We start from the raw sequence: 12,193 nt of genomic DNA, 5'->3' as shown, positions 1-12,193 counted from the left end.
GGGGGTTAATAAAGGCGCACAGCAGGGGTTTATCCCTTCCTCAAGATGTACCGCTGAACCTTGCCACTCGGGGTCTTGGGCAGGTTCGGAACAAAGTGCACCGTGCGTGGGTATGCGTGCGCTGCAAACTTCTTCTTCACCAGGGTTTGCAGTTCCTTCTCGAGTTCGTCGTCACCGTCGACACCTTCGCGAAGAACGACGAACGCCTCGAGAACCTCACCACGCAACTCGTCGGGCATGCCCACCACGGCGGCCTCGATGACGTGCTCGTGCATGACCAGCACGCTCTCGACGTCGAAGGGACCGATGCGGTAGCCCGCCATGATGATGACGTCGTCGTCGCGCGAGGAGAAGAAGAAGAATCCGTCCTCGTCCGTCATTCCCGCATCACCGGTGATGTACCAGCGGCCGTCTTCGCTGAATCGCTGCTTCGTCTTCTCCGGCGCATCGACGTACCCGGTGAACCACATCAACGGGCTGTTGTGAGTATCGATCGCCACGCGTCCCTGAGTGCGGGCCGGTGCAATGTCATCCGAATTGTCTTCCAGCACAGCGGCAGACCAACCCGGCAACGGACGACCCATGGATCCGGGACGGACATCGTCGCGAAGTCCGTCAGCCCAGGCGTTGACGATGAACATGCCGTGCTCGGTCTGGCCGTAGTGATCACGGACCTCGACGCCCAACGAGTTCTTCGACCACGCAACAACATCCGGAGTCAAGGGCTCACCGGCCGAGGAAGCGCGGCGCAGCGAGATGCCTTCCGGAACGGGAGCCTTGTCGGCACGCAGACTGCGGTAGACGGTCGGAGCGGCGGCAAAATTGGTGACACCGAACTTCTCGATGATCTGCCACGTCAGCGGCGCGGAGAACCCGGCGTGCAGCAGAAGGCTTCGCGTGCCGGCGGCAAGCGGGCCGAGCAACGCGTAGTACAGCCCGTACGCCCAGCCCGGGTCTGCGGCGTTCCAGAACACGTCGTCCTCTCGGACGTCGAGGCCGAACTCCTGGTAGGCGTGGAACGAGGCGAGCGCGCGCACCGGAACCGGCACGCCCTTGGGTGTTCCCGTGGTGCCACTGGTGAACAACTGCACCATCGGTGCGTTGCCGCCGACTGCCTGAGCAGCGCCCTTCGCGTCTTCGGCATCCTGAGCTGCGACAAGTGCGTCGAAGTCCAACTCGTCACCGGCCGCGCCGCCCGCGACGATGACCTGCCACGCTGCGTCGGCGGGGATGTCCTCTCCCGGCGCGAGCTTCTCGAGCTGATTGGCGTCGGAAATGACCACCTTCGCGCCGCTGGCCGTCAAGCGGAAAGCGATGGCCGGCGAAGCGAACGCCGTGAACAAGGGCACGTGGACCGCTCCGCGGCGCCAGATTCCGAGGAGCGCGACCACCAGGTCCGCAGACTTACCCATCAAGGTCGCGACGTTGTCACCCGGCTCGACTCCGAGGTCGGCCAGAGCTGCCGCGAAACGCGCCGACTGCTCACGTAGATGACCGTAAGTGAGGTCCACCGAGCTAAGGTCTGCCTCGACGACGGTGAATGCAACGCCATCCGCGGGATGCCGATCGCAGAGCAATTCTGCGGCGCTGGCATGCGGGGTGTCGTACTGGTCCAGCAGCTCGCGCACCCGTGCGGTGGGATCGGTGCTCATCAACTTGCTCCTTATCGATCGTCGTATGGTTGGCCCGACCGGTTACGTTGGCGGCTCGTCATACGTACTGTTCACCCCCTATGATCTAGCTCACAAGAGAACTTCACTACCCCCAGAAAGGGGTACCTGCGTGAACCGACATGCTTCGTCACTTCTGCGCCCCCGCGACGGGGACGCAATGCGAGGTGAACTCCGCACAATCGCAGCTCAGGGCGTTGTTCCCGTGCTGTTCGGAGGCGAGGTCCAGGACGGAACCCTGCACCTGAGCGAATTCGTCGGCACCCGCACCAACAACCTCAAGGGCTTGGCCATCCCGCCGCGCTCGGGCATGGGCGGACGCGTCGTAGCCCAGGGTTCACCGATCACCGTCAACGATTACGGCAATTCGCAGTCCATCACTCATCACTTCGACCGTCCTGTTCTCAGCGAGGGCCTGCATTCGATCATCGCCGTTCCGGTCATGGTTTCGGGAAAATCGCGCGCTGTGCTCTACGCCGCGATCCGCGATTCCGCTCCGTTGGGTGACCGCACAGCAGACGTCATGGTCGGCGCATCCCGGCGTCTCGGGATGGAGTTCGCCATCCGCGACGAAGTCGATCGTCGCCTGCAACTACTGCAGGCCGCCGCCGCGACTACCGCCGACGGTATGTCTTCGGAAGAGATCCGCGGAGTCCACGCCGAACTACGCAGTGTCGCCCAGACCGTCACCGACACCGACTTGCAGACCAAACTCCGCGGACTCTCCCAGCGTTTGGCCAACCTGCTGCGCCCTACCGCCGACGCCGAATCCGACGTCACGCTCACCCCGCGTGAAGTGGACGTTCTCTCTCAGGTCGCACTCGGCTGCACCAACATCGAAGCCGGCCAACGGCTTTCCCTTCGCCCGGAAACAGTCAAGAGCTATCTGCGAAGCGCGATGGGAAAGCTGGACGCGAGCTCACGCCACGAAGCCGTGGTGACCGCCCGGAGGTTGGGACTGCTCCCCTGACGGGTCAGTAGCCTTCAGGCAGGGCGGTGAGCATGTCGCGGGTGACTGCGACGGCGTTGTCCGAACTTCCGCCCCGCACAACCAGAGTCGCGAATGCCAGGTTCCCGCGATAGCCGACGAACCACGCGTGCGATCCCCCTTCGACCTCGGCTTCACCGGTCTTGCCGTACACCTCACCCTGATCTTCGACGCGTTCTGCAGTACCGCTGGTGACCACGAGTCGCATCATTCCGCGCAGGCCGTCGACCATGGCGGGCGAGATCGCCGGGCGCTCACCGTCGATGGTGGTTTCGCGCCCTGAAATCAGTTGCGGCACCGGAGTCGAACCGTTCGCGACCGTCGCCGCTGCCATCGCCATTCCGAACGGACTGACCACGACCTTTCCCTGACCGAACCCGTCTTCGGTCCGCTGCACCAGGTCCGACGCCGGCGGCACCGAACCGGAATCGATCGGCAATCCCACCACGTTGTAGTCCTGGCCGATGCCGAACTGCGCTGCGGCAGTGGTCAACGTGTCTGGTTGCATCTCGCTGGCCAGCTTGGCGAAGGACGTGTTGCACGAACGCGCGAAGGCCGTTGCCATCGGCACCGTGCCGAGTGAGAACTCGTTGTAGTTGGGGACGCTGCGCTCACCGATCTCGATCCGGCCAGGACATGGCACCATCGTGTCGGGGGTCGCCTGACCGGTCGAAATTGCGGCGCCTGCCGTGATGATCTTGAACGTCGAACCGGGCGGGTACTGACCCATCGTCGCGACCGGTCCGTCGCGGTCTGCTGCCTTGTTCTGTGCGACAGCCAGGATCGCCCCACTCGACGGTTCGATGACCACCATCATCGCCTGATCCTTGTTCACGTTCACGGCACGCTGAGCAGCGATCTGAATGTTGCGATCCAAACTGATACTGAACGACGGAACAGGTTGCGGCGCAGTCTCGGTCAGCACATCGGTGTCGACGCCGTTCTGGTTGACCGTGACGACACTCCAGCCGGCTTTGCCGTCGACCTCGTCGATGATCGTCTTCTTGATCTGCCCGAGAAGGTCAGGCGCGAACTCCGGGTCCGTCGAGACGAGATCCGATTCGTCCGAGACAGATACTCCCGAGATGGCTCCCAGTTGCGCCGATACCTGGTCGTAGTCGTCACTGCGCAGGCGGGTCACCAGATAGTCGCCCTTGACGGCCGTCGAGGATTCGGCGATCGATTGACCCGTCAGCGAAGAATCGAACCGACCGAGAACACTTGCGAGACTGTTCGCGGAACCGATGATGTCGTTGCTCTTCGAGCGATCGAACTTCACTCGGTAGACAATTCCCGGCACCAGGACATCCGTGCCCGAATGCTCGTTGACCCGCGCTCGCGGCGCCGCGGTTGCCCGCAACGACATCGTCTGCTTGTCACCGAGGCGCGGATGAACGTCCGTCGAACTCCACCGGACGGACCAGTCACCGTCCTTGCGTCCCATCTGCAGCTCGCCGTCGTACGTCCACACGCGGTCTTTCGGAAGGTGCCACTCGTAGGTGTAGCCGACCGTCGCAGTGTCACCGTTCATCTTCACCGACGTGGTCTCGGCAGTCATCGACTCGGCCTGGAGCGCATCCCAGGTGTCACTCAATACAGGACCCGCGGAATCAGGCCGGTCCGTCAGTTTTGCTGCCTCGTCGATATCCCTGTCACCGAACGCACTCAGGAACTGCTGCGCGACGGGCTCGGGGCCGGCGGGTTTCGGAGTACACGAACTGATCCCCACCGCCAAGAGAATCACGGTGCAGGAGGCCAACAGTTGGGCCGAGCGACTACGAGAGAAATGCCGAGTGTTCATCGAGCCCCATAGTAGGGCGACAAATCCTCCACCCAGCGTAGGCGCGACCATTGCACGCAGCTTGTACGGTCAGTCGAGCAGCACCGTCGAGAAGGTCGCGACCTGTCGGAACCCCACCCGCGAATAGGTCGACCGCGCAATCGTATTGAAGCTGTTGACGTACAGGCTCGCAATGCGACCGGTCGCCATGATCGACTCCGCTACAGCCGCTGTACCGGTCACGCCGAAGCCCTGCCCACGAAATTCCGGGTTGACCCACACACCCTGGATCTGGCCACAGCGAGCAGACATCGAACCGACCTCCGCCTTGAAAACGACCTGGCCGTCCTCGATGTGCGCCCACGCTCGACCAGCGGCGATCAGGCTAGCGACACGGTGCCGGTATCCGCGCCCACCGTCGTTGGCACGCGGGTCGACGCCGACCTCTTCGATGAACATCGCGATCGCGGCAGGCAGATAGATCTCGAGTTCGTCCGAGCGAACCTGCCGGACCAGTGGATCCGACGGGCACGCCAACGGCTCGGAAACCGCGAGCAACGGCTGTTCGGGGCGAACCTCCCGCGCAGTTCCCCAATCGAGCTCGAGCATCTCCCACAGCGGCAACGCCAATTCGGCGCGGCCGACGACCGACGAGCACATGCGTGGAATCCGACAGGCACGGTCGGCGAATGCCCGAATGTCATCCGGATCGCCTCGAAGCGGAACCAGGTTCGCCCCGGCAAAGCACAGTGAGGACAACGGCCCGCCTCGACTCCACAGCTCGCCGTGAATCATTCGTGGGTCGACGCCGCATTCTTCGACGCGCGCGGCAATCATGCAGGCCGCCACCGGATCGGCGTCGAGTACCCGTCGGACGTCTTCGAGATCTCGACTTCCGACCTGCTTGGCTCCGAGGAGTTTGAGCATCCGTCAACCCCCTCGACTCGACTGCGCGTCCACGAATATCACTACCCGATCATGATGCACTCAGATTGCCACGAACCTGACACCGACGGGGAAGATTCATCCGGCAATCACTCAACTCACGGTGACGACCGGCGCACCCTCCGAGGCGTCACCCTCCATGCTTTCGGCAATTTTCATCGCCTCTTCGATCAACGTCTCGACGATCTGCGCCTCGGGCACCGTCTTGATGACCTTGCCCTTGACGAAGATCTGGCCCTTGCCGTTGCCGGACGCCACACCGAGGTCGGCCTCACGCGCTTCACCCGGTCCGTTCACGACGCAACCCATGACTGCCACGCGCAGCGGGATCTCCATGCCTTCGAGGCCGGCGGAGACCTCGTCGGCAAGTGTGTAGACATCGACCTGTGCACGGCCACACGAGGGGCAAGAGACGATCTCGAGCTTGCGGGGACGCAGGTTCAGAGACTGCAGAATCTGGTTACCGACCTTGATTTCCTCGGCCGGCGGGGCCGAGAGCGAAACCCGGATCGTGTCGCCGATACCCTCCGCGAGCAGCGCACCGAAGGCGACCGCGGACTTGATCGTGCCCTGAAACGCCGGCCCTGCCTCCGTGACGCCGAGGTGCAACGGGTAATCGCATTTGGCGGCGAGTTGGCGGTAAGCCTCGACCATGATCACCGGATCGTTGTGCTTGACGGAGATCTTGATGTCACCGAAGCCGTGCTCTTCGAACAACCCGGCCTCCCACAGCGCGGACTCGACCAACGCTTCGGGCGTCGCCTTGCCGTACTTCTCCATCAACCGAGGATCGAGCGATCCCGCGTTGACACCGATACGGATCGGAATGCCTGCGTCACCGGCAGCCTTGGCCACCTCTTTGACACGGCCGTCGAATTCCTTGATGTTGCCCGGATTGACGCGCACCGCAGCGCATCCCGCATCGATTGCCGCGAAGATGTAGCGCGGCTGGAAGTGGATGTCGGCGATAACCGGGATCTGGCTCTTCTTCGCAATGATCGACAACGCGTCCGCGTCTTCCTGACGCGGGCAGGCGACACGAACGATGTCGCAACCGGACGCGGTCAGTTCCGCGATCTGCTGCAGCGTTGCATTGACGTCGTGCGTCTTCGTGGTGCACATGGACTGCACCGAGATGGGGAAATCGCTGCCCACACCTACCGTGCCGACCTGCAGCTGCCGTGTCTTGCGTCGAGGAGCAAGAATCGCTGCGGGTGCCGAGGGCATTCCCAGTCCGATAGGGATGGTCACGTCTGTGCCTTCTTTCATAGCTTCACTGCAAGTTTAGCCGGGCGATCGCCGCACTACCGCGCGGCAACCGTCACCCTTCTCACACGGTCAGAAGATCTTGATCGGATTGACGATGTCAGCCGTGAGTGTCAGCAACATGAACGCGCCACCGATCACGATGAATACGTAAGTAATCGGAAGGAGTCTGGTGTAGTCGACCGGGCCGCCGGGAATCAAGCCTCGGCGGGCGCGGAACCAATCACGGATCTTCTCGTAGAAGACCACCGCGATGTGACCGCCGTCGAGCGGCAACAGCGGCAGGATGTTGAAAACACCGAGGAAGAAGTTGATCGATGCGAGCAGTCCGACGAACGTCGCCCACTGTGCACGGTCCGCCGCTTCACCGCCGATAACGCTGGCACCAACCACGCTGATCGGTGTGTCCTGGGCGCGTTCGCCGCCCGTGATCGACTCCCACAGAGCCCCCACCTTCGACGGAATGTCAGCCAACGCCTTTACCGAGTCGACCATGATCTGGCCGGTGAAGTCGAAGGCCGCCGGAACAGCAGTGAGCGCGTTGTACTCGATCAGATTGCTGACACCCTCAATTCCGACAGCGCCTACCTTTGCCAGTTCCGGCGTTGTGCTGCCGTCTTTGGCTACGTAACGCTCAACCGGCGATACGTCGACCGGAACTTGAACAGTCTCGTCGCCGCGCTCGACTGTGAGCGTGACTGTCCCGGACTTGTCGCGGATCGCCGCGGAAACCTTGGCGAAAGTGTCCGTCGGTTGACCGTCCACCGCGACGATCCGATCGCCGGCAGCAATTCCGGCTGCCTCCGCCGGGCCGGTACCGGTGCAATCCGCGAGTTTCCACCCCTGATCCTGTCCGAGCTGCGTCGGAGCAACACACGTCACGCCCTTGACAACAGGCGGTGCCGGCTCCGTACTGGTTCGACCCCAACCGAGGAGCAATGCGTAGATCAGGAGGAACCCGAGAATGAAGTTCATCGCGATACCGCCGGACATGACGACGACGCGCTTCCACGCCGCCTTCTTGTACATCGCGTGCGGCTCTTCTTCAGGCGTCATCTCGTCGAGGGCCGTCATGCCCGCGATGTCGCAGAATCCGCCCAGCGGCAGCGCCTTGAGGCCGTACTCGGTCTCACCTCGACGGAACGAGAAGATCTTCGGTCCGAAGCCGATGTAGTAGCGGCGAACCTTCATTCCCAAAGCCTTGGCCGTCCACATGTGACCGGCTTCGTGCAGGGCGATGGACACGCCGATGCCGAGGGCAAACAGCACGACGCCCAGTGCAAAAACCATGAAAGCTCTAGCCCTCCTGCTTCACGAGCTGACGCGCTCGTGTGCGTGCCCAGCCGTCTGCGGCCAGAACGTCGTCCACGGTAACCGGTTCTGCGGACCATTGACCTGCATCGTCGAGAACAGCAGCCACCGTGCGGACGATCGCCGGGAAGGAAATGACACCGTCGAGGAATGCCTGAGCCGCCACTTCGTTGGCCGCGTTGTAGATCGCGGTGAAGCAACCTCCGGATTTGCCTGCGCTTCGCGCCAGATCGACGGCGGGGAACACCGACGAATCGAGCGGCTCGAATTCCCAGGTGGAGGCGGTGGTGAAGTCGCATGCCGACGCCGCACCTTCGATGCGGTCCGGCCAGCCGAGAGCGAGCGCAATCGGGAGCTTCATGTCCGGTGGACTCGCCTGTGCCAGCGTCGATCCGTCGAAGAAGGTCACCATGGAATGCACGATCGACTGCGGATGCACGGTGACGTCGATGCGGTCGTAGTCGATCCCGAACAGCAGGTTCGTCTCGATCAACTCGAGGCCCTTGTTGACCAGAGTTGCCGAGTTGAGGGTGTTCATGGGGCCCATCGACCAGGTGGGGTGCGCACCTGCCTGAGCCGGATTCACACTTTCGAGATCCTCGGCGCTCCAGCCACGGAACGGCCCACCCGAAGCGGTGAGAACCAACCGGGCCACCTCGTCGCCTGTTCCACCACGTAGGCACTGGGCAAGCGCCGAATGCTCCGAGTCGACCGGCACGATCTGACCGGGGGCGGCGGCTTTCGTCACCAGCGCTCCGCCGGCGACAAGCGATTCCTTGTTCGCCAGCGCCAGGCGCGCTCCCGAGTTCAAAGCCGCCAGTGTCGGTTCGAGTCCCAACGAACCGACGAGCGCATTGAGGACAACATCGGCACCGCTGTCCCGAACCAGTTCTGTCACGGCGCTCGGTCCCGAACGGGCGGTTACCGATTCCAGCGCCGATGCCGCTGCAGGATCGGCGACGGCGACGTCCGTGACGCCGGTTGCACGAATCTGTTCGGCCAACAACTCGACGTTGTTGCCGCCCGCTGCAAGACCGACTACTTCGAAACGGTCGGGGTTGGCAGCGATGACCTCCAGCGCTTGGGTACCGATCGAACCGGTACTGCCGAGGAGGAGGACGCGGGTACGTGTGGTTTCCTGCACTCGCCCATTGTTGCTGATAACACCTGAGAACAACCTTATCGACGCCCAACTACGTACGACAGGCAGTCGTATGTCACCATATTGGGCAGTAGTGCAACCGAATGAGCAGGAGGATCGACCGTGGCCGATACCCAGTTGGACGTCAAGTCCAGCGCCCCCGTCGTGGTCTCGCACGTCGATGAGGCCGAGGTTCCCTCTGCCGCATGGGGGTGGAGTGGTGAAGGACTCAAGTTTTTCCGTTTCCTCGGATGGTTCTTCGCAATATTCCTGCTTCTGATGATGATCGGAAACCATCACGGCAAGGTCGAGGATCTGTGGCTCATCGGCACCGCCGGATTGATGATCTTCATTCTGGTCCGCGACATCGTCATCCGTCGCCGCCCGCGCTAGAAACCTGACAAAGAGAAGGCCTCCACGAACGAAAGTTCGTGGAGGCCTTCTCTTTACGTGTTTCAGGCCTGGAACGTTTCAGTTCTCGGCTGCCAGCTGGCCACAGGCTGCGGCGATTTCCTGACCGCGCGTATCGCGCACCGTGCACGAGACGCCCTGGGCGATGACCCGACGCACGAACTCGCGCTCGACGTCCTTGGGGCTCGCGTCCCACTCGCTGCCCGGAGTCGGGTTGAGCGGAATCAGGTTGACGTGCACCAACCCGCCGAGTGCTTTCTTCAGCTTCTTGCCCAGCATGTCCGCTCGCCACGGCTGATCGTTGACGTTCTTGATCATCGCGTACTCGATTGACACACGGCGACCGGTCTTGTCTGCGTAGTACCGGGCAGCCTGAAGTACCTCCGACACTGACCAGCGATTGTTGACCGGGACAAGAGTGTCGCGCAGTTCGTCGTCCGGTGTGTGCAGCGATACCGCCAGCGTGACGCTCAGGCCTTCGTCAGCGAGCTTGCGGATCGCGGGAGCGAGGCCGACGGTCGAGACCGTGACGGACCGCTGAGACAGGCCGAGGCCGTCGGGTGCAGGCGAGGTGATCCGTCGTACCGCTGCCACCACACGCTTGTAGTTCGCCAAAGGCTCGCCCATACCCATGAACACGACGTTCGAGAGGCGTCCGGGGCCGCCGGCGACTTCACCGTCGCGCATGGCGGCCGCTGCCTCGCGAACCTGATCGACGATCTCGGCGGTCGAGAGGTTGCGGTCGAGGCCGCCCTGACCCGTCGCACAGAACGGGCAGGCCATTCCGCAGCCTGCCTGACTCGAGATGCAAAGTGTTGCCCGGTCGGGATAGCGCATCAAGACGCTTTCGAGCAGCGTTCCGTCATGTGCCTTCCACAGGGTCTTGCGAGTGTCGCCCGAATCGCACGCGAGGTGCTTGATCGGGGTCAACAAGGTCGGGAACAGCGACTCCCCAACCTTCTCGCGCACCGATGCGGGGAGATCGGTCATCTTCTCCGGATCGGCTTCCAGCCGCGCGTAGTACTGACGCGCCAGCTGATCGGCCCGGAAAGCCGGAAGGCCGAGCTCTTTCACCGCTTCTTTGCGCTCGGCGGAATCGAGATCGGCGAGGTGCCGTGGAGGCATTCCGCGCTTGGGTGCAGTGAAAACGAGGGGAAGAGAGGCAGCCATAGTTACACCATTGTCCCATTGTTTTGGGGTGCTACCCCACTGCCACCCGATTGTGGCCGGATTACCCGTGCAACTTCGCGCAGGTTGAGTGATGATCATGTCATGTCAACCACACCAGAGGATCCGTCGAATTCCCCCGTGTACCGCCCAGCCGACGGTTTCGGCCCCGATCCGGAACTTCCGAAGGTGGACGAGAACAAGGCAGTGGAAAAACACGATCCGGAACCGACACCGACGCCTGAACCGGTGCCGACCGGAACGTCGGTCACCGACCGAACCAGAGCCGCCACGACCTGGGTTGGCCTGGTCATAGGTGCAATCGTGTTGATCTTACTGCTGGTGTTCATCCTGCAGAACCTAGAGAGCGTCTCCGTCAAGATCCTCGCCTGGCAGATCGACTTTCCGCTCGGAATCACGATCCTGCTTTCCGCCATCGCGGGCGCATTGATCATGGCGTTGGCAGGCGGCGTTCGCATCATTCAGATCCGGCGCGCAGCGAAGCGGCAGATGTGACTGAAATCTAGTTACGCAATTGGGTCGATCGATGGGCCAGCAGGCATCATTGATGTCGTGGAAATCACCGGAAAGGCCCTGATGTGACTACTCACATGGAGAGACCTGTGACCTCGCGAATTGCCCCGCAGCAGGCAAGATCCTGGCTCCTCGTCCCCGCGTCCAAACCGGACACCTTCGACGCCGCACTCGCGAGTGCGGCCGACGCCGTCATTCTCGACCTCGAGGATGCCGTCACCGCACCCGACAAACCAGCTGCCCGCCGCGATGTCGCCGCATTCCTGAGCGAACACAATCACGCCTGGGTTCGGATCAACGACGCCACGACACCGTTCTGGGAAGAGGATCTGGCCGCACTCGCGGGCCTCCCCGGACTCGAGGGTGTCATGCTCGCAAAGACCGAAAGCGGTCAGCAGGCCGACGCCACGGCCGAGCGACTTCCCGAAGGCACCAAGATTCTTGCTCTCGTCGAATCCGCGGTGGGACTCGAGGCTGCGCCCGAGATCGCACGCACTGACGGCATCTTCCGTCTCGCATTCGGCAGCGGCGACTTCCGGCGCGACACTGGGATGGACGACTCCCCCACGTCGATGTCGTACCCGCGTTCGCGGCTCACCATCGCCAGCCGCGCGGCACGCATCGCTCCGCCGATCGACGGTCCCACGCTCGGCCCCGATCTGGATCTGCTCGCCCGAGACTGTGCGATCACCTTGTCACTCGGCATGGCCGGCAAACTCTGCATGACCACCGCGCAGACTGCCCCCGTCAACGCGGGACTGAGTCCCTCCGTGGCCGACGCGATCTGGGCTCAGAATGTCATCGACGATCTCGGCGAAGACGGCTCACGCGTGCGCGACGGCAGCGACCTGCCCAAGCTTGCCAAGGCCAAGAAGATTCACAAGCTGGCCACCCTGTTCCACATCCCCACCGATCACTGATTTTTTTACTACTGAATCGGTGCAGAAAACGTCAGGCGCTCAAGTCGGAGCGCCTGACGT

Annotated in this window: 11 protein-coding genes; 4 read left to right on the top strand and 7 right to left on the bottom strand. The window is 62.7% G+C overall.

All coding sequences use genetic code 11. From position 1 onward, the window contains the following. Positions 1-29: 29 nt before the first annotated feature. Entirely contained in the window at positions 30-1,652 is a 1,623-nt protein-coding gene (locus BH682_RS12100; protein WP_042450797.1) for an AMP-binding protein, read from the bottom strand. Between the two features lie 178 nt (positions 1,653-1,830). On the opposite strand from BH682_RS12100, the gene BH682_RS12095 reads away from it, so the two are divergent. Further along, positions 1,831-2,640 carry a LuxR C-terminal-related transcriptional regulator gene (locus tag BH682_RS12095; RefSeq protein ID WP_042450799.1) on the top strand — a complete coding sequence of 270 codons (810 nt, stop codon included), beginning with the start codon at positions 1,831-1,833 and terminating at the stop codon, positions 2,638-2,640. A 4-nt stretch (positions 2,641-2,644) separates the two neighbouring features. On the opposite strand, the gene BH682_RS12090 is transcribed toward BH682_RS12095, so the two are convergent. The 5 genes from BH682_RS12090 to dxr form a co-directional block, all read right to left on the bottom strand. Next, positions 2,645-4,459 carry a penicillin-binding transpeptidase domain-containing protein gene (locus tag BH682_RS12090; RefSeq protein ID WP_047271308.1) on the bottom strand — a complete coding sequence of 605 codons (1,815 nt, stop codon included), beginning with the start codon at positions 4,457-4,459 and terminating at the stop codon, positions 2,645-2,647. Positions 4,460-4,528: 69 nt separating this feature from the next. Further along, positions 4,529-5,365, bottom strand: coding sequence for a GNAT family N-acetyltransferase (locus BH682_RS12085; RefSeq protein WP_003942692.1), 837 nt, complete (start codon positions 5,363-5,365; stop codon positions 4,529-4,531). Between the two features lie 111 nt (positions 5,366-5,476). Beyond that, on the bottom strand, positions 5,477-6,634 hold the full coding sequence (gene ispG / locus BH682_RS12080; protein ID WP_007734888.1) for a flavodoxin-dependent (E)-4-hydroxy-3-methylbut-2-enyl-diphosphate synthase: 1,158 nt from the start codon (positions 6,632-6,634) through the stop codon (positions 5,477-5,479). Positions 6,635-6,721: 87 nt separating this feature from the next. Then, positions 6,722-7,939 carry a M50 family metallopeptidase gene (locus tag BH682_RS12075; RefSeq protein ID WP_007734886.1) on the bottom strand — a complete coding sequence of 406 codons (1,218 nt, stop codon included), beginning with the start codon at positions 7,937-7,939 and terminating at the stop codon, positions 6,722-6,724. A 7-nt stretch (positions 7,940-7,946) separates the two neighbouring features. Then, a complete protein-coding gene (dxr, locus tag BH682_RS12070) occupies positions 7,947-9,104 on the bottom strand; it encodes a 1-deoxy-D-xylulose-5-phosphate reductoisomerase (RefSeq protein ID WP_003942815.1) in 1,158 nt (385 codons plus the stop codon). A 120-nt stretch (positions 9,105-9,224) separates the two neighbouring features. Here dxr and BH682_RS12065 point away from each other — a divergent pair, with 120 nt between their 5' ends. Continuing rightward, positions 9,225-9,494, top strand: coding sequence for a DUF2631 domain-containing protein (locus tag BH682_RS12065; protein ID WP_003942762.1), 270 nt, complete (start codon positions 9,225-9,227; stop codon positions 9,492-9,494). 78 nt (positions 9,495-9,572) lie between these two features. Here the strand turns inward: BH682_RS12065 and rlmN are convergent, their stop codons facing one another. Then, on the bottom strand, positions 9,573-10,682 hold the full coding sequence (rlmN, locus tag BH682_RS12060) for a 23S rRNA (adenine(2503)-C(2))-methyltransferase RlmN (protein ID WP_003942816.1): 1,110 nt from the start codon (positions 10,680-10,682) through the stop codon (positions 9,573-9,575). A gap of 102 nt (positions 10,683-10,784) precedes the next feature. Here rlmN and BH682_RS12055 point away from each other — a divergent pair, with 102 nt between their 5' ends. Beyond that, positions 10,785-11,195, top strand: a complete 411-nt coding sequence (locus tag BH682_RS12055; protein WP_075832976.1) for a LapA family protein — start codon at positions 10,785-10,787, stop codon at positions 11,193-11,195. A 95-nt stretch (positions 11,196-11,290) separates the two neighbouring features. Further along, positions 11,291-12,133: an HpcH/HpaI aldolase/citrate lyase family protein gene (locus tag BH682_RS12050; protein ID WP_075832974.1), complete on the top strand. Its 843-nt coding sequence runs from the start codon at positions 11,291-11,293 to the stop codon at positions 12,131-12,133. Positions 12,134-12,193: the final 60 nt, after the last annotated feature.

Origin of the sequence: Rhodococcus sp. YL-1, from assembly GCF_001942025.1 — a bacterium.
In the GTDB taxonomy this organism is placed as follows: Bacteria; Actinomycetota; Actinomycetes; order Mycobacteriales; family Mycobacteriaceae; genus Rhodococcus_F; species Rhodococcus_F qingshengii.
Note: the sequence above shows the minus strand (reverse complement) of the source record. Positions and strands in the feature narration are given on the sequence as shown.

Bases quoted from the DNA above. Each gene is read 5' to 3' on its own strand.
- BH682_RS12100 (WP_042450797.1), bottom strand. From the start codon at position 1,652: ATGAGCACCGATCCCACCGCACGGGTGCGCGAGCTGCTGGACCAGTAC.
- BH682_RS12095 (WP_042450799.1), top strand. From the start codon at position 1,831: ATGCGAGGTGAACTCCGCACAATCGCAGCTCAGGGCGTTGTTCCCGTG.
- BH682_RS12090 (WP_047271308.1), bottom strand. From the start codon at position 4,459: ATGAACACTCGGCATTTCTCTCGTAGTCGCTCGGCCCAACTGTTGGCC.
- BH682_RS12085 (WP_003942692.1), bottom strand. From the start codon at position 5,365: ATGCTCAAACTCCTCGGAGCCAAGCAGGTCGGAAGTCGAGATCTCGAA.
- BH682_RS12075 (WP_007734886.1), bottom strand. From the start codon at position 7,939: ATGGTTTTTGCACTGGGCGTCGTGCTGTTTGCCCTCGGCATCGGCGTG.
- rlmN (WP_003942816.1), bottom strand. From the start codon at position 10,682: ATGGCTGCCTCTCTTCCCCTCGTTTTCACTGCACCCAAGCGCGGAATG.
- BH682_RS12055 (WP_075832976.1), top strand. From the start codon at position 10,785: ATGTCAACCACACCAGAGGATCCGTCGAATTCCCCCGTGTACCGCCCA.
- BH682_RS12050 (WP_075832974.1), top strand. From the start codon at position 11,291: ATGGAGAGACCTGTGACCTCGCGAATTGCCCCGCAGCAGGCAAGATCC.